26 protein-coding genes and 2 tRNA genes are annotated in these 23,288 nt (G+C 32.7%); 8 read left to right on the forward strand and 20 right to left on the reverse strand.

Features of this window, described 5'->3' with window-relative positions:
* Positions 1-8: 8 nt before the first annotated feature.
* The 3 genes from HNP35_RS00555 to HNP35_RS00565 all read left to right on the forward strand — a co-directional run bounded on the left by HNP35_RS00555 (position 9) and on the right by HNP35_RS00565 (position 2,636).
* Complete coding sequence (locus HNP35_RS00555) at positions 9-872, forward strand: carboxypeptidase-like regulatory domain-containing protein (protein WP_184159476.1); 864 nt, start codon at positions 9-11, stop codon at positions 870-872.
* Positions 873-984: 112 nt separating this feature from the next.
* Entirely contained in the window at positions 985-1,341 is a 357-nt protein-coding gene (locus HNP35_RS00560) for a hypothetical protein (protein ID WP_184159474.1), read from the forward strand.
* An 83-nt stretch (positions 1,342-1,424) separates the two neighbouring features.
* Entirely contained in the window at positions 1,425-2,636 is a 1,212-nt protein-coding gene (locus HNP35_RS00565; protein WP_184159472.1) for a cytochrome c3 family protein, read from the forward strand.
* Here the strand turns inward: HNP35_RS00565 and HNP35_RS00570 are convergent, their stop codons facing one another.
* The 3 genes from HNP35_RS00570 to HNP35_RS00580 all read right to left on the reverse strand — a co-directional run bounded on the left by HNP35_RS00570 (position 2,637) and on the right by HNP35_RS00580 (position 4,796).
* Positions 2,637-3,380: a UDP-2,3-diacylglucosamine diphosphatase gene (locus tag HNP35_RS00570; protein WP_144217180.1), complete on the reverse strand. Its 744-nt coding sequence runs from the start codon at positions 3,378-3,380 to the stop codon at positions 2,637-2,639.
* 60 nt (positions 3,381-3,440) lie between these two features.
* Complete coding sequence (locus HNP35_RS00575) at positions 3,441-3,893, reverse strand: 6-pyruvoyl trahydropterin synthase family protein (RefSeq protein WP_184159470.1); 453 nt, start codon at positions 3,891-3,893, stop codon at positions 3,441-3,443.
* 138 nt (positions 3,894-4,031) lie between these two features.
* The gene (locus tag HNP35_RS00580) at positions 4,032-4,796 is read right to left on the reverse strand and encodes an enoyl-CoA hydratase/isomerase family protein (protein WP_184159468.1); all 765 of its coding nucleotides are present in this window, start codon (positions 4,794-4,796) and stop codon (positions 4,032-4,034) included.
* A gap of 105 nt (positions 4,797-4,901) precedes the next feature.
* Here HNP35_RS00580 and HNP35_RS00585 point away from each other — a divergent pair.
* Positions 4,902-4,976: transfer RNA gene (locus HNP35_RS00585), tRNA-Phe, on the forward strand.
* A gap of 14 nt (positions 4,977-4,990) precedes the next feature.
* A tRNA-Ala gene (locus HNP35_RS00590) sits at positions 4,991-5,064 on the forward strand.
* Positions 5,065-5,133: 69 nt separating this feature from the next.
* On the opposite strand, the gene HNP35_RS00595 is transcribed toward HNP35_RS00590, so the two are convergent.
* From HNP35_RS00595 to HNP35_RS00610, 4 genes are all read right to left on the reverse strand, one after another.
* Positions 5,134-5,310 (reverse strand): hypothetical protein, encoded by a 177-nt coding sequence (locus tag HNP35_RS00595; RefSeq protein WP_184159466.1) that lies wholly within the window; start codon positions 5,308-5,310, stop codon positions 5,134-5,136.
* Positions 5,311-5,818: 508 nt separating this feature from the next.
* Complete coding sequence (locus tag HNP35_RS00600; RefSeq protein ID WP_184159464.1) at positions 5,819-6,787, reverse strand: lipid A deacylase LpxR family protein; 969 nt, start codon at positions 6,785-6,787, stop codon at positions 5,819-5,821.
* Positions 6,765-7,553 (reverse strand): monofunctional biosynthetic peptidoglycan transglycosylase, encoded by a 789-nt coding sequence (mtgA, locus tag HNP35_RS00605; protein WP_184159463.1) that lies wholly within the window; start codon positions 7,551-7,553, stop codon positions 6,765-6,767. The genes HNP35_RS00600 and mtgA overlap by 23 nt, the downstream gene beginning before the upstream one ends.
* Positions 7,553-8,665, reverse strand: coding sequence for an NAD(P)/FAD-dependent oxidoreductase (locus HNP35_RS00610; protein WP_184159461.1), 1,113 nt, complete (start codon positions 8,663-8,665; stop codon positions 7,553-7,555). The genes mtgA and HNP35_RS00610 overlap by 1 nt, the downstream gene beginning before the upstream one ends.
* 229 nt (positions 8,666-8,894) lie before the next feature.
* Here HNP35_RS00610 and HNP35_RS00615 point away from each other — a divergent pair, with 229 nt between their 5' ends.
* Together HNP35_RS00615 and HNP35_RS00620 are read left to right on the forward strand one after the other, a co-directional pair.
* Positions 8,895-10,796: a S9 family peptidase gene (locus HNP35_RS00615; protein ID WP_184159459.1), complete on the forward strand. Its 1,902-nt coding sequence runs from the start codon at positions 8,895-8,897 to the stop codon at positions 10,794-10,796.
* A 175-nt stretch (positions 10,797-10,971) separates the two neighbouring features.
* Positions 10,972-13,404, forward strand: a complete 2,433-nt coding sequence (locus tag HNP35_RS00620) for a hybrid sensor histidine kinase/response regulator (RefSeq protein ID WP_184159457.1) — start codon at positions 10,972-10,974, stop codon at positions 13,402-13,404.
* A 28-nt stretch (positions 13,405-13,432) separates the two neighbouring features.
* On the opposite strand, the gene HNP35_RS00625 is transcribed toward HNP35_RS00620, so the two are convergent.
* The 12 genes from HNP35_RS00625 to pdxA all read right to left on the reverse strand — a co-directional run bounded on the left by HNP35_RS00625 (position 13,433) and on the right by pdxA (position 21,878).
* Positions 13,433-14,782 carry a sigma-54-dependent transcriptional regulator gene (locus HNP35_RS00625; RefSeq protein ID WP_184159455.1) on the reverse strand — a complete coding sequence of 450 codons (1,350 nt, stop codon included), beginning with the start codon at positions 14,780-14,782 and terminating at the stop codon, positions 13,433-13,435.
* Between the two features lie 128 nt (positions 14,783-14,910).
* The gene (locus tag HNP35_RS00630) at positions 14,911-15,207 is read right to left on the reverse strand and encodes a hypothetical protein (RefSeq protein WP_184159454.1); all 297 of its coding nucleotides are present in this window, start codon (positions 15,205-15,207) and stop codon (positions 14,911-14,913) included.
* A 15-nt stretch (positions 15,208-15,222) separates the two neighbouring features.
* Complete coding sequence (locus HNP35_RS00635; protein ID WP_184159452.1) at positions 15,223-15,516, reverse strand: PepSY-like domain-containing protein; 294 nt, start codon at positions 15,514-15,516, stop codon at positions 15,223-15,225.
* 16 nt (positions 15,517-15,532) lie between these two features.
* Positions 15,533-15,823, reverse strand: coding sequence for a hypothetical protein (locus HNP35_RS00640; protein ID WP_184159450.1), 291 nt, complete (start codon positions 15,821-15,823; stop codon positions 15,533-15,535).
* Between the two features lie 27 nt (positions 15,824-15,850).
* A complete protein-coding gene (locus HNP35_RS00645; protein WP_184159448.1) occupies positions 15,851-16,147 on the reverse strand; it encodes a hypothetical protein in 297 nt (98 codons plus the stop codon).
* Positions 16,148-16,220: 73 nt separating this feature from the next.
* Positions 16,221-16,517 carry a hypothetical protein gene (locus HNP35_RS00650; RefSeq protein ID WP_184159446.1) on the reverse strand — a complete coding sequence of 99 codons (297 nt, stop codon included), beginning with the start codon at positions 16,515-16,517 and terminating at the stop codon, positions 16,221-16,223.
* Between the two features lie 344 nt (positions 16,518-16,861).
* Complete coding sequence (gene accC / locus HNP35_RS00655; protein WP_184159444.1) at positions 16,862-18,208, reverse strand: acetyl-CoA carboxylase biotin carboxylase subunit; 1,347 nt, start codon at positions 18,206-18,208, stop codon at positions 16,862-16,864.
* A gap of 85 nt (positions 18,209-18,293) precedes the next feature.
* The gene (gene accB / locus HNP35_RS00660; RefSeq protein WP_184159442.1) at positions 18,294-18,782 is read right to left on the reverse strand and encodes an acetyl-CoA carboxylase biotin carboxyl carrier protein; all 489 of its coding nucleotides are present in this window, start codon (positions 18,780-18,782) and stop codon (positions 18,294-18,296) included.
* A gap of 23 nt (positions 18,783-18,805) precedes the next feature.
* Complete coding sequence (locus HNP35_RS00665) at positions 18,806-19,804, reverse strand: beta-ketoacyl-ACP synthase III (RefSeq protein ID WP_184159440.1); 999 nt, start codon at positions 19,802-19,804, stop codon at positions 18,806-18,808.
* Positions 19,805-19,976: 172 nt separating this feature from the next.
* Positions 19,977-20,171 (reverse strand): 50S ribosomal protein L32, encoded by a 195-nt coding sequence (gene rpmF / locus HNP35_RS00670; RefSeq protein ID WP_008465217.1) that lies wholly within the window; start codon positions 20,169-20,171, stop codon positions 19,977-19,979.
* 9 nt (positions 20,172-20,180) lie between these two features.
* Positions 20,181-20,723 carry a YceD family protein gene (locus HNP35_RS00675; RefSeq protein WP_184159438.1) on the reverse strand — a complete coding sequence of 181 codons (543 nt, stop codon included), beginning with the start codon at positions 20,721-20,723 and terminating at the stop codon, positions 20,181-20,183.
* Positions 20,724-20,828: 105 nt separating this feature from the next.
* Entirely contained in the window at positions 20,829-21,878 is a 1,050-nt protein-coding gene (pdxA, locus tag HNP35_RS00680; protein WP_184159436.1) for a 4-hydroxythreonine-4-phosphate dehydrogenase PdxA, read from the reverse strand.
* 58 nt (positions 21,879-21,936) lie between these two features.
* On the opposite strand from pdxA, the gene HNP35_RS00685 reads away from it, so the two are divergent.
* Positions 21,937-22,527 (forward strand): riboflavin synthase, encoded by a 591-nt coding sequence (locus HNP35_RS00685; RefSeq protein WP_184159434.1) that lies wholly within the window; start codon positions 21,937-21,939, stop codon positions 22,525-22,527.
* A gap of 33 nt (positions 22,528-22,560) precedes the next feature.
* Here HNP35_RS00685 and HNP35_RS00690 read toward each other — a convergent pair whose 3' ends face one another.
* Entirely contained in the window at positions 22,561-22,806 is a 246-nt protein-coding gene (locus HNP35_RS00690) for a hypothetical protein (RefSeq protein ID WP_184159432.1), read from the reverse strand.
* Between the last annotated feature and the right edge of the window lie 482 nt (positions 22,807-23,288).

Consider the following 23,288-nt stretch of genomic DNA (forward strand, 5'->3'; position numbering starts at 1 on the left):
ATAATTGAATGAAATATACTACTACTCTGTTATTTATCTTTTTTTCTTTTGGAATTTATGCGCAAGAAAATATAATTTCTGGTGAAATAAAAGATTCACAAAATAATTCCATTTTAGAATATGTCAATATTGGAATTCCTTCTAAAAGTACCGGGACTGTTTCGGACAAAAATGGAAATTTCATTTTGAAACTCAATGAAAAAGTAACGGAAAACGATACTATTTTCTTTTCTCATCTTGGTTTTGAAACCAAAAAAATAGTAGTTGGCCAATTAAAATCAAATTCCAATTTAATTGTAATGACTCCTTCTGAAAATACTTTAAAAGAAGTTGTCGTTAAATTCAAACAGCCAAAACCGAAACAATTTGGAAGAAGTTCGAAAGGTCTTGGGCTGATGCATTCTAATTTTTTCACTTCTCTCGATAAAACGGTTGACGATTATTTAAGTCGTGAAAAAGGAATGGAATTCCGAATCAAAAAAGACTGTAAAGTCGATGATTTTAATTTCAATATTACTTCAAATGAATTCAAATCAGTTAAATTCAGGCTTAATTTTTATAAAGTAGAAAATGGCCTTCCGTCAAAAATCTTAATTGAAAAAGACATCATTTTTGAAGTGAAAGATAATAAACTCGGTTTGTTTACTGTTGATTTAAGACCTTACGATATTTATCTGGATAAAGAAATGGGAGATATTGCCGTAACCATTCAATGGATTGAAAGTGATAAAACCGATGAGAAAAGCAAGTTCTTCGCAATTTCAACCGCAGCGTCGGCGACAGAAACTAGCTTTTACAGAGAAAAAAATAGAAGTACTTGGTATAAAAGTGGCCAGAGCCTGACTTTTTATCTCAACGCTATGTGTCAATAAATCAGTAAAATCTAGAATTAATGCGGTTAACAAAATTTTATTCTTTTTATGATTTTTTTATTTAGAATTAATTTAAATAATATTTATATTTGTTGAATTAAAAGGATTTACGATGAGAGAAATTGAACAGATATATCATAATAACTTTGGAATAGCTTTCTATTGGAAGGATCGCAACACAACCATTTCAGACAAAGTACAATTGGTTTTTAAGGAAACTGGTTTTTATTTCACTGTTCAGGAATTGAATCTTTTTTGCGATTTGATTGAAGACAGTATGATTGAAAACGCTTGTTGCGAAGCTTGCGAAATGAAATATTCTTGCCATAAATTTCTATTAAAAACACCTTGCAATTCAATAGATTTGGCTGTAAATATGACCGAATTAAAATCTATTAAAGATTTGGTTGAAGGTTCTCTATTCAAAATTGAATTAGATGAATATATTTATGGAGTTGGAATGAATTAAGACACATTCTAAATATTTTAACAACATTTTTTCATTATTGAAATATATTTTGATTCAAATCAAAAAAAAGTATATTTACAGCAATGAAAAAAGCTGTATTTCTACTAACCAATATTCTTTTGACAATTTTCTTTGTCAGCTGCAACAATAAATCTGAAGAATACATTGATCCTCGCGGAACTGATTTTGCGGGTTCAGAAAGCTGTGTGCAATGTCATAAAACACAGTCTGACATGGTGTTTCAAAGTTCTCACTTTAAGGCTACTGCTCCCGCTATTTTAGGAAATGTCGCTGGAGATTTCGATTCTAAAAATCATACTTTCATTTACGATAAGAATACTAAATTGGTCATGGAAAAACATGGCGACAGTTTGTATCAGGTTTTGTACAAAAACGGAAAAGAAAATTCGAGATACAAATTTGAAATTGTCTTTGGAACCAAACATGCACAAACTTCAGTTTATTGGAAAGACAACAACACTTATGAATTACCGCTTTCTTTTTATCATTCCATAAATAATTGGGCAACAAGTCCAGGATTTCCAGCCGACAAACCTTATTTTGATCGAATGGTTGTAAAAGATTGTTATGCCTGCCATAGTTCTAATGTGAGTTCTAGAATGGTGGATCAGAGTTCTGCAGAAAAGAATTTTATGTCTATGGATGTGGAAGATATCATTAACAAAAAAACAATAGTTTACGGAATTGATTGTGAACGCTGCCACGGACCTGCAAAAAAACATGTCGAATTTCATTTAAAAAATCCAAACGTAAAAGTCGCCAACAGTATTACGAGTTTTAAAACCTTAAACAGACAACAAAAACTGGATGCTTGTGCCTTATGTCATTCAGGAAATGATGGAATGAAATTGAGATCTCGTTTTGAATTTAAACCTGGAGATAACTTATCGGAGTTCTTTCGTGAAAACAGAAATATCACCGATAGTGCAAAATTTGATGTTCACGGAAATCAATTTCGCTTAATGGCTCAGAGTAAGTGTTTTATTAAGAGCGAAAAAATGGATTGTATTACTTGCCACAATCCGCATGAGAATGCATCCAAAAACATGGCGTCGTATTCTAAAATTTGTATGAGTTGCCACCAAGGTTTAAAGCATAATGAAACAACGCAAAAAACAATGCCAGAGAAATTATTGGCTTCTAATTGTGTAGAATGTCATATGCCTAAAAAAGCTTCAAATGCGATTAGTTTTCAGCTTTCAAACAGCAAACAATTATCCAATTATATTTTGAGAACGCACAGAATCGGAATTTATCCGAATGCGAAAAAGTAATTATTTTTTGAATTCGTGAAGTTCAAATTTCTCACCGTCAAAAACACCGTACGTAAAATAGCCAATCCAGTCACCTAGATTAACGTATTCAGAATTTTCGCCAACAGAACGAATCATTGGTAAATGGCGGTGTCCAAAAACGAAATAATTATAATGTTTGGTTTCTAGTTTTCGCTTAGCATACAAAATCAGCCATTCTTTTTCTTCGCCTAAAAACTTAATGTCTTCATCGCCAGAAATCAATTTATTTTTTACTGATAAATACTGCGCCAAACTTACGCCCACATCTGGATGCAACCAACGGAAAAGCCATTTTGAAAACGGATTGGTAAAAACCTTTTTCATTCTCTTATAACCTTTATCGCCAGGGCCTTTTCCGTCGCCGTGACCAATTAAAAAGGTTTTTCCATTAAAAGTAAATTCTTTATTATCGTGGTAAACTGGAATATTCAATTCGGTTTCAAAATAATCATTCATCCAAAGATCATGATTTCCTACAAAGAAATAAATTGGAATTCCGCTGTCGCGAATTTCAGCTAGTTTTCCCAAAATTCGAACAAAACCTTTTGGAACAACCGTTTTATATTCGAACCAAAAATCAAACAAATCTCCCAATAAAAAAATGGCTTCTGCATCTTCTTTAACCTCATCTAACCAAGCAACGAATTTTTTCTCGCGTGGTAAACTCAATTCAGGAGTTGGCGCACCAAAATGCTGATCTGAAGCAAAATATATTTTTTTCATTGAATTTTGTGAAATGTGAGTTGTGAGATGAGAAACGTTTTACCTTTTACAATTTACTTTTTACAGGTTGTCAGAAGCATACCATTCTGCAAAAGAAGATTCAGTTTCCTGAAGTTTTAATGAGAAAAGAGAAATTCCAACAGGAAGACGATTTTTAATTCTTTCTGCAAAATCAACCACCATATTTTCGCTAGTTGGCTGATAATCTACTAAAATTACATGATGTCCGCGATTTTTTAGTTCAGCAGCCAATTCAACATGTGGTGTAGTCTGATTGAAAACAGTAGCGTGATCAAATTGGTCGACGATTTCTTCTTTTACAATTTTCTTTAGATCCGAAAAATCAATTACCATTCCGTATTTCACATTCGATCGATCTGTAATTGGCGAACCAATAACCGTTACCGATAATTTATAACTGTGTCCGTGAACGTTTTTACATTTTCCGTCGTAACCGTACAATGCATGTCCAGTTTCGAAACTAAATTGTTTTGTAATTCTGATATTACTCATCGATTTTTAATTTTAAGCTTGCAAATTTACAAATTAATAACCGTTTAAATAATAAATTCCAAGTAAAGAAAAATTCCAAATCCCAAGTATTGAGTTCATCATGGAATTTGGATTTTTTTAATTGGAATTTCTATCTTTTTATTTTTTAAACTGAAGCAGCGCATTTCTTGTAAAATCAGACAAAACTAATTTACCTGTAATGGCGGCGCGCTCAAAAAGAAGCGATTCCCACTGTTCTGTTCCTTCCCAAATAATTTTTTTCATTTCGTATAAAGCTTCTGGATTATACGAACTTAATTTTTGAGCAAAACTTTCGACTTCTTCATCCAATTTTTCGGAAGAAGCTAAGACCGAATAAAGTCCTTTTTGAAAAGCCCAATCTGCCGATTTCCATTCGTGCGGTGCTAAAGTCATTTGAGCCATAGCTGTTTTTCCTATTTTACGAGAAACGGCTGGCTCAATTACAAAAGGGCCAATTCCGATTGCTAATTCTGATAATTTAATATCACTCTGTGGAGTTGCAAATACATAATCGCATGCCGAAATAATCCCTACTCCACCGCCAACTGCTTTTCCTTGAACGCGACCAATGATCATTTTATCGCAATTTCTCATCGCATTTAGCAAATGTGCAAATCCTGAAAAGAACTCTATACCTTGCTCTTCATTTTCAACTTTCAAAAGTTCATCAAAAGAAGCGCCAGAACAAAAAGTTTTCTCGCCTTGACTTTTTAGAATAATAACTGAAACGTCTTCGTTTCTGCTTAACGAATTAATTTCAGCAGTTAATTTATTTAATAATTCTCTCGGAAAAGAATTACTTGCTGGATGGCCAAACTCTACTGTTGCAATTGTATTTTGAAAAGAAGTTTCTAAACTTCCATTTAGATTTTCAGAACTCATAAAAAAAGATTTAAAGGTAAAGTTACGCTTTTGAAAAATTATATTCTTGAAACTCTCTGAAATTTGTTTTTTGAGAATTATTTGACTTTATTTGTTTACACATTTGGGGGATTAGCTCATTTGGCTAGAGTATCCCGATGAAAAATCGGGAAGGTGACAGTTCGAATATGGTATTCTTCAGAAAACAAAAACACGGGGGATTAGCTCATTTGGCTAGAGCGCTACGCTGGCAGCGTCGAGGTGACCGGTTCGAATCCGGTATTCTCCACAAAACAGAAAACCCTTGTAAAACTAAATTTACGAGGGTTTTGTTTTTTCTATTATTTTAGAATTTCTGCTATTTCTCATTCGCAGAATCGTCAGCATCTACATCTTTTTTCTCTGCTTTTTTGAAGTCGTTATTTAGCAAGTTTTCCAATTTCTTCTTCTCTTTTAGATTTTTTCTGATTGTTAACACAACCAAAATCAGAACCAAGATTGCTACAACTCCAATTATATTCCAATTAACATCCATAATATTATTTTTTTACTAATTTAAAAAAATAATGTATTCATCATATTATCAAAAAGTTAAGCCTATTCGTAAGCAATTAAAAGAAACTATATATTTCTACAAACTCCATACAATCCTAAAATATTATTTTTTATTATTAAACTAAAAGGTGTTTTCGTACCTAAATTGATTATTACATAATTCAACAACCTTTTTTATATTTCATTTTGAATTATAAACAAAAATTTAACCTTAAATTGAGAATTAATCAATAAATCATTTGTAGTTTTGCAAAATATTTGAGTAGGAAATTGAATAATTATATTCAAGCATATTCAAATTTTAAAAATTAGAATATGTCTGTAATTGAACAAAGTATCATTTTTAAATATTTCTGAATTAGTACCCCGAAATTATTAAGATAAAAGTTCATATAGGCAAATGCCAAAAAAAAGGCCGTAACAAATTTGTTACGGCCTTTTTTCGATGATTTTCTATTTTCTGCTATAAAAAAATGCTACTTAAAGAATTACCTCAACAAAAATCCCATTCTAATCGAACCATAAAAATATCCTTTATTCGTATCAATTCCTGGATCTTTTAATTCTTTTCCACGGTAAATGAAAGAATAGGAAATATTAAAATTGTTGTAACGATATTTTAAACCAGCTTCTCCATTAAAACGAAGCGGCTCTAAATCAAATGTAATCGGGCTTGTATCGTTAAACATACTTCCTTCTATCGTGGCATCATAAAACTGATAATTGACGCTTGGTATGGCATAGAAATAGAATTCTTTAATATTTGGTTGTTCATTCACATTTACAGAAGCATCATGCACATTAGAATCATAAATCGGAAGTAGATTCTTAAAACCAATTCTAGCCATAAAACCAGTTGAAACTCCCGTAAAAATAGTTCCTAAATTGGCTTCAGATTGCCAATGAAGATCAATAAAATCATTATGTTCTGAAGGAAACATTTTTTTAGAATACATTACATGAGCCTGTAATCCTAAAGCATTATGAATTTGATTTTCCCAACCAAATACTTTTTTATAACCAATAATTTCATGAAATCCTTTCTGCAATTCTTCTCCTAAAGCATTTGGACCAAGAAAACCAATCTGAAAATCGGTCTTCAAAACCGATTCACTTTGGTAAAAAAAGCTTTTTCCTGCTTCAGCAAAAAGATAACCCGCAAAAGGACGATCATTTATATCAACCGCTTCTGCATTTATAAATCTCGGATTGTATAGATATTGTCCGATTCTAAATTCGGTAATTTCTTTATTGATTTTCTGATTGTTGTTTTTACTCAAAAATCGATAAAAAAGCTCCAAACCATTGGTATAGTACATGTCATTTTTAGAGGACGTATACAAATCGTTATCTGATATAAAACCTATTTCTGTTTTTTTTCCTTGTCCAAAAGTGAGCGTTACTGTCAAGATTAGAAAAGCAAAAAGTGCTTTTTTACTTTTCTTTTTCTTTACCATCGTAATTGATTTTTCCAACGTAACGCATTTCGCGAACAATTCTTTCTTTTCTTCTATTAATATAACTTGAAGACCCTGTAGCTTTAAATTTTCTTGGATTTGGCAGAATCGCAGCAATTCCAGCCGCTTGCATTGGCGTTAAACTTGAGGCATCACGACGGTACCAGTGTTCTGTCGCTGCGTAAGCACCATAAACACCATCGCCCATTTCGATACTGTTTAAATAAACTTCCATAATACGCTCTTTGCCCCAGATAATTTCGATTAAAACTGTAAAATAAGCTTCAAGACCTTTACGGAAATAACTTTTTCCCTGCCATAAAAAGACATTTTTTGCAGTTTGCTGAGAGATTGTACTTCCGCCTCGAATTCTACGCCCTCGTTCGTTGCTTTTATATGCTTTTTGAAGTGCTTTAAAATCAAAACCATTATGCGTTAAAAAAGTTCCATCTTCGCTCGCAATAACTGCTTTTTGCAAATTCATTGAGATTTTTTCGATCGGCTCCCAATCATGGTCAAAATACACTTCTTTTCCGCCTAATTTATTTTCAATGGCACGAATAAGCATTAAGGGTGTAAATGGAACTGGAACATATTTAAAAAATATAACTGACCCAATTGAAACTCCAAAAAACCATAAAGCGGCTTTAATAAAAAACCATTTTATTTTTTCTCCCAAAGAACGATTTCCTTTTTTAGAAGACGTCTTTGGTTTTGGTTTTGCTGCGGTTGTTTTTTTAGGTGCTGGTTTTTTGGGTGCTGCCATTATATTAAATCTGCTAATTCGGTTCCTATTAAACTGCCTATTGCGACTCCCATTCCGCCCAAACGTACTCCACAAAACACGTTTTCAGACAGTTGAGAAACAACAGGATTTTTACTATTTCCGATTCCCATAATGCCACTCCAACGGTGCGCAATTTGAAAATCCTGATTCGGTAAAATTACATTTTTCAGTAAATCTTCCAATTTATTTTGAATAATTTTCGTGTTACCAAATTCGGTTGTGGTTTCTACTTCAAAATCTAAGTTTCTTCCACCTCCCAATAAAATTCGATTATTAATATTTCTAAAATAATAATATCCTTTATCTAAATGAAACGTTCCTTTTATATCTAAATTGTGAATAGGTTCTGTAATCAAAACTTGCGCTCTAGCGGGTTTTACGGCTCCTTTTGTTAGAGATTCGGCAAAACCATTTGTTGCAAAAAGGAGTTTTTGGGTTTTAAAACTAAAATCGTTTAAAACTACTTCAACATGATTTCCCGCGTCTGCGTAAGACGTTACAGTCTGCTGATTTAAGATTAAAATATTCTCAGAAACTGCTTGTCTCAATAATTCTTGCATCATATTTCCAGTATCGATTTGCGCTTCAAAAGGATTAAAAATCAAGTAATCCTGAACATTTCCAAATCCGAATCGGTCGGTTTCTTTGCCAAAAACTTCCGCTTTAAAAAGTGGTTTCAAGATTTCGTTGATAAAAGGCATTCTAGAAATACATTCATTAAACCCAAATTCATCTTCTTTCAAAAACAATTCATATCCTCCATGTGGTTTAAAATCAATTGCTGAATCTCCAAGACGTTTTCGAAGCAATTGTAAACCTTTCCATCGTTTTTCAATAAGCGCTACAACATCATCTTCGGAATGTGTTTTTAAATCTTCTAAAATTTCAGAAAGACTTCCGAAACAGGCAAAACCAGCATTTTTGGTACTTGCTCCTTGCGGAAGCATTCCTCTTTCAAGAACCAAAATTTTAGCAACAGGAAATCTTTCGCGTAAGCGTAATGCTGTATGTAAGCCAACAATTCCGCTGCCGATGATGGCATAATCTACATTTGTAAACCAGTTTTTTAATTCCCAATAACTTAGTTCCATCTTTGTAAAATTCCAATTAGTTAAATTCCAAATTCCAATCTTGGGTTAAATTACAAAACTTAATTAAATTCCAAATCTAAAATTCCAAATTCCAAGAAGGAAAACTACCTCAACTTTGGAATTTGGAATTTAATTTATTGGAATTTTAACAATAATTGAAATTGAGAATTTAACTAATTGGAATTTAAATGTTGTATTTTTAGCGCCACAAAAAATAGAATAATTGATTATGAAAAAAGTATTATTAACAACCTTAATAATGATGAGTTTAAACGCTATCGGACAGAATGTAATGTCGCCAGAATTGTTATGGAAATTAGGAAGAGTAACGCCTCTTGGCATTTCTAAAGATGCAAAAAATGTGGTTTTTAAAGTTTCTACGCCTTCTGTAGAAGAAAATAAATCGTCTTCAAAATTGTATACGATTCCTGTAACTGGAGGAAATGCGGTTGAAATTAAAGACACAAAAGATATTCTAGCAGACAAAAACATTTCGCCTGACGGAAAATATGTTGTTTATAATGAAGAAGTAAAAATCGATAAAGTTTTAGGTAAAGATTTTTATCCAAATCTGACAAAATCTGACGCTCAAATTTATGATGGTTTAGATTATCGTCATTGGGATACTTGGAACGAAGGAAAGTTCAATCACGTTTTTTATAAAGAAAACAAAGACGGCGCAAAAGGAATTGACATTTTAAAAGGCGAAACTTTCGATTCTCCGCAAAAACCTTTTGGCGGCGACGAAGATTACATTTGGTCGCCAGACAGCAAAAGCATTTTCTACGTTTGCAAGAAAAAAGCAGGAACTGCTTATGCAATTTCTACCAACACCGATATTTATGAGTACAATTTAGAAACTCAAAAAACGGTTAATAAAACGGATGGTAATTTAGGTTACGATACGGCTCCACAATTTTCTCCAACAGGAAATTTAACTTGGTTGCAAATGAAACGTGACGGTTATGAGTCTGATAAAAACGATATTATTGTTGAATTTAAAGGGATCAAAACGAACTTAACAGCAAACTGGGACGGAACTGTGGATAATTTTATCTGGAGCAAAGACGGAAAAACGGTTTTCTTTGTTGCTCCAATTGATGGAACAAAACAAATTTTCGCAGTTAATTTCCCTGGTTTGACTAAAATTGCTATTCAGGTTCGCCAAATAACAAAAGGAGATTTTGATGTAAATGATTTAGTTGGTTTTTCTGGCGATGAAATTATCGTAACCAGAAACGATATGAATCATGCTGCTGAAATTTATTCTTTCAACTTGAAGAAAAATACTTGGAAACAGCTTTCTAATGTAAATACTGAAACATACAAAACGCTAACATTAAGCAAAACAGAAAGACGTTATGTTACTACAACAGACGGTAAAAAAATGTTGGTTTGGGTAATTTTACCTCCAAATTTTGATGCTTCTAAAAAATATCCAACTTTATTATATTGCCAAGGCGGACCACAAAGTGCGTTAACACAATCGTATTCTTACCGTTGGAATTTCTCTTTAATGGCCGCAAAAGGCTATGTAGTGGTTGCACCAAACCGTCGTGGAATGCCAGGACACGGTGTTGAATGGAACGAACAAATTAGTAAAGATTGGGGCGGACAAGTTATGGACGATTACCTTTCTGCAATTGACGATGTGGCTAAAGAAAGTTATGTTGACAAAAGCCGTTTAGGATGCGTTGGAGCAAGTTATGGTGGATATTCTGTATTTTATTTAGCTGGAATTCACAAAAATCGTTTCAAAACTTTTATTGCTCACGATGGAGTTTTCAATACGGTTTCAATGTTAGGAACAACGGAAGAAGTTTTCTTTAACAACTGGGATTTTGGTGGCGCTTATTGGGAAAAAGACAATGCTGTAGCCCAAAAAGCGTATACAACTTTTAACCCTGCAACTTTGGTTCAGAACTGGAACAGACCAATTTTGATTTTCCAAGGCGGAAAAGATTACCGTGTGCCAATCGGACAAGGGCAAGAAGCTTTTCAGGCAGCTCAATTAAGAGGAATCAAAAGTAGATTTGTGTATTTTCCAGATGAAAACCACTGGGTTTTAAAACCGCAAAATGCTCAGGTTTGGCAAGGAGAATTCTTTAAATGGTTAAGCGAAACTTTATAAGCTCTCAAAAACTATAAAAAACAGCCGTAGATTTTACATAACCTACGGCTGTTTTTGTTTACAAACATGACAATTATATAACAGATAAAGAAGGTTAAGGTTTCCGAAAACAGATTTTTTTAGATAAATTGCATTGTTTTATTAATCCCAAATTCGCCAAATCTTTCAATAAAATATGGAGACTAAAAAAAGTTACACCGCAATAAAAGTTTTATTCAGCTATGTTGCATTATTAGCTTTGGTTGTCACCGTTGGATGGTTTTTATATTCTGAAAATGTCGTTTATAACAAACTCGAAGACAAAATTGCTTTAGAAAAAAATAAAATATTAAGAGTAAGCAGATTGTATTCTAATGTTTATAAAACAGAAAGTTTAGCAAGGCAAACCATTCAAAATAACTCTCAAAAAGATTTCAAAAACTATCTGATTGAAACAGACTCGCTTCGTAAGCGTATCGATACTTTAAAACAAATTGTCACAACTGAATATCAAAAAACACTTTTAGATAGTGTGACTTATTTTTTGGCCGAAAAAACCGAAAACATTAAACAATTAAGAGAAATCAAGAACAAAGCAGACGACGAAACTTCTGTAAACAATGCTATTGATGAAATTACCAAAATGGAGTTCAATCTGAGAAAACTAGAACTTCAAGATTTCACTAAAAACCCAAATCAGTTAGGAAGTTATCAGCGAAACGTTTTACAGCGTTATGTTGATTATATGAATTCAAATATTCCTGACGATAGCACAAATACTTTAAGCAAAAAAGCTTCCGATTCGATTTTAGCTAATTCGAAAAAACTATTAAGTTCGGTAAAACTAAAAGCCGAAAAGAAAAAGGAATCTTTAAATTTTGAAGAAAACAAACTGCTTCAAAATGAAATTGCAATTTCAGATCAACTTCGAAAAATACTTCGAATTATTGAACGAGAAATTATTATCAATTCTATTAAAAGCAATACTTTAAAAGAAAAATCATTAAAAAGAGTCAACGAAATTGTTACGGCTTCGGCGGTAATTGGTTTATTATTGACTTTATTTTTCTCTATTTTGATTGTAAGTGATTATTCGAAATCTCAAGTCTATAAAAAGCAGTTAGAAATTGCCAATTTCAAAACTAAAAATCTACTTAAAAGTCGCGAGCAATTAATTTCGACCGTAAGTCACGATTTAAAAACGCCTTTAAGCACGATTGTAGGTTATTCTGAACTTTTAGGAAATTCAGACATTACTACCAAACAGTCTTATTTCGTTAAAAACATTAAAAATTCTTCCGAATATATTACGCAGTTAGTACAAGACTTATTGGATTTTTCTAAAATAGAAGCAGGAAAAATTACAATAGAAAAGGTTCCGTTTTTACTGCCAGAAATTATTGAAGATATTGCTAGAAATATTCAAACCGTTTACAAACACAAAAACATTGATCTGATTATCAATATTGATGAGAAATTTCAAAAGCGAATTGTTGGCGACCCGTTTAGACTAAAACAGATTCTGACCAATATTATTGGAAATGCCTATAAATTTACAGAAGAAGGACATATTCGAATTGCCGCTTACGCGAATGATGAACAATCTTTTACCATTTCAATTCAAGATACAGGAATCGGAATTGAGAAGGAAAATCAGAAATTGGTTTTTGAAGAATTTGCCCAAGCTAATGAAAATATCGAAAAAGAATATGGCGGAACTGGTTTAGGATTGTCTATTTGCCAGAAAATAATTTCCATTTTGGGAGGCAATTTAAGTTTGGAAAGTATTTTTGGAAAAGGAAGCACTTTTAAAATCCAATTACCTTTATTGTTCGATAATAGTGAAAACAATTCTGAGGGTGTACAGAAACCTAAAATTGCCAAAAACATCAAGAAACAAACTTTCATTGTTGTTGATGACGACATTAATCTTTTGAATTTAACGAGTGGTGTTTTAAAACAAGAACAACATCAAGTTTTTTCTTTTAGTAATCCAGCTAAGGCTTTAGAAACTATCGAAAACACTCCTTTTGATTTTGTTATTACAGACATTCAAATGCCAGGAATTGACGGATTTCAATTATTGGAAAAACTTCGTGAACTTCCTATTTATAAAAATCAGCCTGTAATTGCCTTAACGGGAAGAACAGATTTAGATCTTTCTGTTTACAAAAATGCTGGCTTTACAACAGTTGTCAAAAAGCCGTATTCTCCAAAGATTTTATTAGAAACAATTCAGCACATTTTGGATCACGAAGAAATTCCTGAAAATGAAATTACAGAAATTCAAAACCAGAATTCTTCTCAAATGTATTCTTTAGAAACTTTAAATGATTTTCTAGGAAAAGACGAATCTGCTTTGAAAGAAGTTTTAAATTCTTTTATCGAAACCAGCATCGAAAATTTAGGATTTTTAGAAACTGCCGTTGAAGAAGAAAATCATGAAGAAATAAAATCTATTGCACATAGAATTGCTCCGATGTTCAGACAGATTCAAGCCAATGAAATTGGCGAATTTCTTAAAGATTTGGAAAAGGAAGATTTAAATACAATTGATGTCAAAAGTACTTATGCAGATTTAAAAAGAAAAATAGAAATTCTTTTTGAAGCTTTAAAACAAGAAATATAAAAAACAAAGCACGAATTTAATTCGTGCTTTACTCAATATTATAGTGTTTCAATTTATTGTAAAGTGTTTTTCTTGTAATTTTCAAAAGTTTAGCCGCTTCAGATTTATTATTTTGTGCTTTAGATAAAGCATGAATAATAGCCTCTTTTTCATTATCAGACAAAGAAAAGCTTTCGCCTCCACTTGGCTGTTTTTGAATTTGGAAAAATTCTGCCGGAAGCACTTCGCTTTCGATAAAATCGCCTCGAGTTAAAAGCGTGGCACGTTTTACACAATTTTGTAATTCACGTAAATTTCCAGGCCAATTATAATTCTGAAAAATAGAAACTACTTCTGGAGAAAATCCGATAACATCTTTATTTAATTGCTGATTGGCTTTTTCAAGGAAATAATCGGCAAAAAGCATTAAATCTTCATCACGATCTTTTAACGATGGAGATTCAATAGAAAATTCATTGATTCTATGGTATAAATCTTCTCTAAAATCGCCATTTTTTACTGCTTCTCGTAAATCTTCATTTGTAGCTGTAATAATGCGGATATCGACGTTTATTTCTTTATTACTTCCAACTGGCTTAATTTTTCTTTCTTGAAGCGCTCTCAATAACTGAATTTGATTTTCGTAAGAAAGGTTTCCAATTTCATCCAAAAAAATAGTTCCGCCATTTGCCGCTTCAAAATATCCCATTTTATCACTGATTGCACCAGTAAAAGATCCTTTTAAATGACCAAAAAATTCGCTTGCGGCTAATTCTTTCGGAATTGCTCCACAATCGACAGCAATAAAATTATTGTTTTTTCTTTGGCTTTGCTGATGAATGCTTTTGGCAATTATTTCTTTTCCTGTTCCACTTTCACCAATAATTAAAACTGACATATCGGTCGGACTAACCAATTGAATATGATCTAATAGTTTTTTTGAAGCAACAGAGATTCCTTTTACAAATTCATTTTCAGCAGAAGTTTGCTTTTTTGGTGCTTTTTTTTCTTTTACTGGAGTTTGCTCTTCTACAATTTGAGGAGTTTCTAACGCATTTGTAATAACAAGCAAAACCTCATCTGGATTGAAGGGTTTCGAAATATAATCTGCCGCACCATTTTTAATTGCTTTAACGGCAGTATTTACATCAGAGTAGCCTGTCATTAAAATAATTGGAATATGCGGATGAGAGTTTTTAAATTCAGACATTAACCCTATACCGTCAAAATCAGGCAAACGAAGATCTGTCAAAATCAAATCAAACGATTCGTTTTTGATTGCTACGCGTGCTTCTGCGGCTGAGAAAGCAATGGTTACATCGTACGCTTTTTTAATTAGAAATTTTTCTAACAGCTTACAAAACGCGATGTCGTCTTCTATCAATAATATCTTCGGCATTTGCTTTTAGGGAGTTTTTTGCTAAAATAAGACTATTAAAATTGGATTTTCACAAAATTATGCAAAAAAAAAGAGATTGCACGATGCAATCTCTTTTTCACCAAAAACATAAATCTAAATTCACCTAATTATATTTTCAACCAGTTACCATTGACATCTGAGTATACAGTAGCCTTTTGGTCTCCAACTGATATTTCTAGTTTGTATTCTTTCTTTTCGTTTACAAATGCCTTCTCCAGTTTTGCGCCTGGATAAGCGGTCTGCAAAGCCGTTTTAACAGCTGCAGGCACAGCATCTGCAGTAACTTCTGTATATTCAGTTTGAACTATTACAGTTGCTTTTGTGTCTTTAGAAACTGGCAAAACATTTGCTTGAATTGACATTGTTCCTAAAAGAACTACTGCTGATAAGATTAACTTTTTCATGATGCTGATTGTTAATTATTTTTTGATGATGTTACCAGAAGCATCCGTAAAAATAGTATACTTCTTGTCTCCACTTGAAATTTCAAGTTTATACTCGTTTTTCTCGTTTTTATAAGCCTTTTCAAGCTTAGTATTCGGGAAAGATTTTTCAATTGTAGACTTCACTGCTGCTGGAACAGCATCTGCAGCTACTTCGGTAAATCCATCTTGAATAAGTACCGATTGAGTGATCGAAATCGCTGGAAGAATTGCGGCGTTAACCGATAAAGTTCCTAACACAATCGCTGCTGATAAAACTAACTTTTTCATAATATATTGATTTAAATTACTTTTTAAGAATGTTACCAGAAGCATCTGTGTAAACGATCGATTTTTCTTTACGAACGGTTACCTCAATTTTATACTCCTTTTTGTCATTTACCCATGCTTTTTCAAGCACTACACCAGGATAAGCTTCGTCTAAAGCTTTTTTTACAGCTGCCGGAACTCCGTCTACTTCTTTGTATCCATCCTGATCATTTACTGTCTGTACCATCTGATTAGGTACAACACTGTTTTCTGCGTGCATCGACAAACTGCCTAAAACAATTGCTGCCGATAAGATTAACTTTTTCATAGTAATAGTTTTTAAGGGTTAGTTTACTTATTTTTTAATCCAAGTTCCATCTGCGTTAGCAAAAAGATTTCCTGTTCTTTCACCAACAGTTACTTCAAGCTTGTATTCAGATTTTGTATTTTTAAATGCTTTTGTAAGCACAGCATCTGGATAAGCTTTTTTAAGCGCATCTGTCACTGCTGCTGGAACTTCTTCCAATTTAATTTCTGTATAATCATCTTGGATAGAGATTGTTTTTACGATAGTATTTGAAATTGGCGAAGTTGAAGCAAATGATGTTAAACCTCCCAAAACGATTGCGGCTGATAAAAATAAATTTTTCATGATAGTTCTGTTTTAATATTGTTAATTTGATCTTAGTATTCTTGATCTGGATTTTCACAAACCTACATTTAGATTATTTTTTAATCCAAGTTCCGTCTGCATTAGCGAAAAGATTTCCAACTTTGTCACCTACTGTAACATCAAGTTTATACTCAGATTTTTCGTTTTTATATGCTTTTGTAATTACAGCTTCTGGGTATGCTTTTTTCAAAGCTTCAGAAATTGCAGCTGGTAATTCTTCTAATTTGATTTCAGTATATTCGTCTTCAATAGTAATCGTTTTTACGATTGTGTTATTTACTTGTGTAGTTGAAGCGAATGAAGTTAAACTTCCTAAAACAATTGCGGCTGATAAAAATAAATTTTTCATAACGTGTATATTTAATATTAATAGTTGTTTACGCTTTAGGTAATGAAATTATTATGCCGTAAAAGAAAAGAACTATGCCAAACACGTAAAAGGCTTGTTTTTAAAGGGTTTTCTTCAATATGCCAAAAATTGACGAATTTAAAAAAGTGTGTAAAGGAGAAAAAAGGTGTGTAATAAGTAAACACTTAAAGTGTAACCTTGATAGAAATCTGAAATTTTAAAATACCAAATTCCAAGTTTTTTTAGGTTGAAAGTTCCAAATATTGGAATTTGGAATTTGAATATTGGAATTTATAAAAGCTTATAAAGAAAAAAGGCTGTCAAAAAATTGACAGCCTTTATAATTATTCTGGATTATTCATTTTAAATGTATCCATAAATGCAGTTGTATAATCTCCTGCAATATATTTTGGATCATCCATTAATTGTCTATGGAAAGGGATTGTAGTTTTCACACCTTCGATTACGAATTCATCCAAAGCTCTTCGCATTTTACTGATAGCTTCTTCACGAGATTGTGCAGTTGTAATTAACTTAGCAATCATAGAATCGTAGTTTGGCGGAATGCTATATCCTGAGTATACGTGAGTATCTAAACGAACTCCGTGTCCTCCTGGCATATGAAGCGTAGTAATTTTTCCTGGAGAAGGTCTGAAATCGTTATAAGGATCTTCAGCATTAATACGACATTCGATAGCGTGTAATTCTGGAAGGTAGTTTTTACCCGAAATCGGAATTCCAGCAGCAACCATAATTTGCTCACGGATCAAATCATAATCAATAACTTGTTCTGTGATTGGGTGCTCAACTTGGATACGAGTATTCATTTCCATGAAATAGAAGTTTCTATGTTTGTCAACCAAAAACTCTACAGTACCCGCTCCTTCGTATTTAATGAACTCAGCAGCTTTTACAGCAGCCTCACCCATTCTAGCACGAAGTTCGTCTGTCATAAACGGAGAAGGAGTTTCTTCCGTTAATTTTTGGTGACGACGTTGAACAGAACAATCTCTTTCAGAAAGGTGGCAAGCTTTACCGTAAGCATCTCCAACAACTTGAATTTCGATATGACGTGGTTCTTCAATAAGTTTCTCCATGTACATTCCGTCATTTCCAAATGCTGCAGCAGCTTCTTGACGTGCGCTTTCCCAAGCTTTTAAAAGCTCTTCTTCTTTCCAGATGGCACGCATACCTTTTCCACCACCACCTGCAGTAGCTTTCATCATCACTGGATAACCAATTTCTGCTGCTGTTTTTTGTGCATGCTCGTAAGATTCTAATAATCCATCTGAACCTGGTACACAAGGAACTCCTGCTGCTTTCATTGTAGCTTTTGCAGAAGCTTTATCTCCCATACGGTCGATCATTTCAGGAGCTGCACCAATAAATTTGATTCCGTGCTCTTGACAAATTTTTGAGAATTTAGCATTCTCAGAAAGAAATCCATAACCTGGATGAATTGCATCTGCATTTGTAATTTCTGCAGCTGCAATAATATTTGACATTTTCAAATACGATAAGTTACTCGGAGGAGGGCCAATACAAACCGCTTCATCAGCAAATTTAACGTGTAAACTTTCTGCGTCGGCTGTAGAGTAAACTGCAACAGTTTTGATTCCCATTTCCTTACATGTACGAATTACACGTAGTGCAATTTCTCCTCTATTCGCAATTAATATTTTTTTAAACATCTTATTTAAATTAAAAATTACAAATTCCAATCTCCAAATTCCAACTCATTGGATTTTGTGACTTGTGTATTGGAATTTTTAAAAATTATGATGGATCTACTAAGAATAAAGGTTGGTCAAATTCTACTGGAGACATATCGTCAACTAGAATTTTTACAATTTTACCAGAAACTTCAGATTCGATTTCGTTGAATAATTTCATTGCTTCAATTACACAAAGAACATCTCCTTTAGCAATAGTGCTTCCTACTTCAGTGAAAACTGGTTTGTCTGGAGATGGTTTTCTATAGAATGTTCCGATAATTGGAGATTTTATAGTAACGTATTTAGAATCGTCTTTAGCAGCTGGTGCTTCTGGAGTTACATTTACAACAACTGGAGCAGTTACTTGTGGAGCCGCTACTTGAGGTAAAGCTGCCTGAGCAGGTAATTGCTGTACGTAAGTTGCTTCAGTTACATTTGTTTCTAAAGTTGTTCTGATTGTGATTTTTACATCATCCATTTCTAACTTCACTTCTGCAACGCCCGAATTTGCAACAAATTTGATTAGGTTTTGAATTTCTTTTAAATCCATAATGATTCGTTTTTAGTTTTAATTTATTTCTTATCGTAAGCCCATTTTAAATAGATAGATCCCCAAGTGAATCCACCACCAAAGGCAGCAAAGATAACATTATCTCCTTTTTTTAATTTATCTTCAAAATCAGCTAATACTAATGGAAGAGTTCCAGAAGTAGTATTTCCGTATCTTTCAATGTTTACCAACACTTTAGAATCGTCCAATTCTAATCTTCCAGCAGTTGCATCAATAATACGTTTGTTTGCCTGGTGTGGTACCAACCAGTCAACATCCTGATTTGTCAAATTATTTCTTTGTAAAATCAATTCGCTGGCATCAGCCATATTGGTTACAGCATATTTGAAAACAGTTTTTCCATCTTGCATAATATTATGCTGTCTGTTTTTTACTGTTTCTTCGCTAGGCGGAATCAAAGAACCTCCAGCAGGGATTTTAAGAAAATCGCGTCCTACACCATCACTTCTTAAATATTCATCCTGCAAACCTAAACCTTCATAATTTGGTTCGAAAAGAACTGCACCAGCTCCATCTCCAAAAATAATACAAGTTGCTCTATCTGTATAATCTACAATTGATGACATTTTATCTGCACCAATTAAAAGTACTTTTTTGTAACGTCCTGACTGTACATATGCCGCAGCCGTTGACATTCCGTATAAGAAACTTGAACATGCAGCTTGCAAATCGTAAGCAAATGCATTTGTAGCTCCAATTTCTGTTGCAACATACACTCCTGTAGAAGCCACCATCATATCTGGTGTTGCTGTTGCCATGATAATCATATCAATCTCTAACGGATCAATATTTGCTTTTGCAATTAAGTCCTGTGCTGCTTTTATTGCAAGGTATGATGTTCCTTTATCAGCATCTTTAAGAATTCTTCTTTCTTTAATTCCTGTTCGAGTGGTAATCCACTCATCATTGGTTTCAACCATTGTTTCTAAAACTTTGTTCGAAAGCACAAAGTCAGGAACGTATCCTCCAACAGCGGTAATTGCGGCTGTGATTGTATTCATTATATTCTATTATTTCCTTTCAAATACTCCAATTTGAAAAATTTTTAAAAGACTTGAAAATTACAAAAAAAAACGAAACGATTTTGTCTATATTTTCTTAAAAAACGAAAATTATAACCAACAAAAAAAACTCTCACTATGTGAGAGTTCTAGTATAATTTACAAAAACGTATTAAGCAACCGCTTCAGATTTATCGATAACAACTTGCCCTCTGTAGTACATTTTACCTTCATGCCAGTAAGCTCTGTGGTATAAATGTGCCTCTCCAGTAATTGGACATGTAGCGATTTGAGCTACAGTAGCTTTATAATGTGTTCTTCTCTTATCTCTTCTTGTTTTCGAGGTCTTTCTCTTAGGATGTGCCATTTTACTATATTATTTATCCGTTAATAGTTTCTTTAATTTTTCCCAACGCGGGTCAATATCTTCTTCTTTGTTACTCTCTTCCTTTTGTTCTTTTACACTCAACTCATTCAATTTTGTTAAAGCTTCAGTTTGCAAACTTCCGTCTTTAACTCCTGGATGAATTCTTTTTTGAGGTACAGAAAGCGCAATCATTTCATAAATATACTGCGCAACATCTATTTCAAACTCACCATGTGGCAAAATCAACAATTCTTCATTATCATCATTGAATTCTTCTCCAAAGCGAACAATCAATTTCATTTTACCTTTTATAGGCAAATCAAAATCTTCACCTGTTAGATCACAAGGTACATTAACTGTCCCTTTGTGTTTGAATTCCAATTCTAACATATTACTTTTCTTTTCAAAAAGCAATTTGACTTTTATATCAGAACTTTGAAACTCATCGTATTCAAATTCCTTAAAAAACTCATTATTTATCTGATACTCAAAATGGTGTTTTCCTAGTTTTAATCCTACGAAAGGAATTAAAAATTCTTTTGTTTTGCTCATTTCAACATCAATTTGATCAATTCATTTCTAAAACTAGATATCTGAATTGGGGTGCAAAGATATAAAATTATTATAAATCTAATAATCTTATTCACCTTTTTTTGTTTATAACTGTTTTTCTTTTATTTTAAGAGGTTTTTCGCTAATCTCCTCATACTGATTACGCGAGCGAAAAATATCTATTGCAAGATACACTGCTTCTTTAAATGAATTGTAATCTGCCATATCCTTTCCTGCTATATCATAAGCTGTACCGTGATCTGGAGAAGTTCTAACTTTATTTAATCCCGCGGTATAATTCACTCCTTTTCCAAAAGACAATGTTTTAAACGGAATTAATCCTTGATCGTGATAAATGGCCACAATCGCATCATATTTCTCATATTGTGAGCTTCCAAAAAAACCATCTGCAGGAAATGGCCCAAAAACCATTGTCCCAGAATCGAATATTTTTTTCAGAACAGGTTTTAGAATTAAATCGTCTTCTTTTCCAATTACGCCACCATCTCCAGCATGCGGATTCAAACCTAAAACTGCAATTTTGGGTTTTACGATACTAAAGTCCTGAATCAACGATTTTTTTATTGTTTCAATTTTTTTAGTGATCAATTCCACTGTCAAGTGTGAAGCGACTTCATTTAAAGGTACATGATCCGTAATTAAACCTACTCTTAAATTATCCTGAACCATCATCATTAGTGCATTACCTTCTAATTCTTGATCAAGATAATCGGTATGTCCCGGAAATTTAAAATCTTCCGATTGTATATTATACTTATTAATAGGCCCTGTTACCAAAACATCTATACTTCCGTCTTTTAATGCCTTTGTTGCTGCTGTAAACGACTTGATGGCATATTCTCCGATTTTCTCATCATTTACCCCAAAATTAATATCTACACCTTCTCTCCAAAGATTAAAAACGTTAACTTTTCCAGGAATAACCTGATCTAGTTTATCAACTCCATGAAACTGGACTGTCGATGTAAAGCTTTTTTTAACGAAAGAAAGAATCTTAGCATTTGCAAAAATAACCGGCGTACACAATTCTAACATACGAGAATCTTCGAATGTTTTTAATATAACTTCGCTTCCAATACCGTTTAAATCTCCTACTGAAATTCCAACAATTATATTTTCTGCTTTTTTATTCATGAGCTCAGTTTATTTATTACTAATTTTGATGTTGCAAATTTAGTAAAATAAAACTACAATGTTCACAGGAATTATAGAAACACTCGGCAGGATACATGAAATCCAGAAAGACCAAAACAATCTACATATAACAGTTGACTCTTCAATAACACACGAACTAAAAATTGACCAAAGCGTTTCTCATAACGGAATCTGCCTTACAGTTGTTGCCATTAAAGATTCTTTTTATACTGTAACAGCAATAGATGAAACTATTTTAAAAACCAATATTGGTGACTGGAAAACTGGCGATATTGTCAATTTAGAAAGAGGAATGAAACTCGGAGATCGTCTAGATGGCCACATTGTACAAGGTCACGTAGACCAAACCGGAACTTGCGTTAAAATTGAAGAAGCAAACGGAAGCTGGAACTATACTTTTGAGTATGATAAAAACTTAAATAATATTACGATAGAAAAAGGTTCTATAACTGTAAATGGTGTAAGTCTTACGGTAGTAAATTCAAAAACAAATGAATTTAGCGTATCGATTATTCCTTATACTTTTGAGCACACTAATTTTAAAGATTTCAAAGTTGGAACAAAAATCAATCTTGAATTTGATGTAGTTGGAAAATACATTTCAAGGCTTTACGCAATAAACAAGTAACCTTCATCAGGTTTTAAATAAAAAAAGCTTCAATTAAATTGAAGCTTTTTTTATTTTATTTTTATATATAACGCCTGCTCCAAGAGCTAAGCCACTAATTGCCAAAAAAACAATATTTTGATCGATTGGCACAGGCGGAGTTCCAGGATCACAAAATTCACATGCATCTGATTGTGCAGTACTCACCGTAGGTTCTGGCGGTTCAGGAGCAGCCAATACCACTGAAACATTGAATAATATTATTGTAACTGCTAAAAAGGGGGCTTTTAGTTTTCTCATAAATTCAAGCTGTTTAAAATCAACAAGCTATAATTAATAAACAAATTTTTCTTTTATAGAAATTTCCTCACAAATATATTTTTCCCTACAAAATCAGGGACAAAAGTATAAGTTTTTTACACAAAAGCAACTTTTAAATCAAAAAACATAAAAGAAATTTTAACAGTTTTTTGCGCTAATAGCCAAATACCTTTTCAGAAAACGTTATAGAGCATAAAATCCTCATTTTCATATTATTCACACAGATAATAACCTTATAAGAATTTCCTGATTTTAAAAAATTGAAAAATTAATTTTGAATAAAAATTTTCTGTTTGTCACCATTTACGAAAAATTACACCAATTGGTTTTTTACTTTCTCAAGACAACTAATTTTTTCTTTCTAAAACAATTTTCGCTATAAAAGATTGTAATTAGAAAACAGTCTTTCTATTTTTACTTTAGAAGAAATTTTTCAGATTCAAAACCACTCAAAAACAAAG

Source organism: Flavobacterium notoginsengisoli, assembly GCF_014207905.1.
GTDB lineage: Bacteria > Bacteroidota > Bacteroidia > Flavobacteriales > Flavobacteriaceae > Flavobacterium > Flavobacterium notoginsengisoli_A.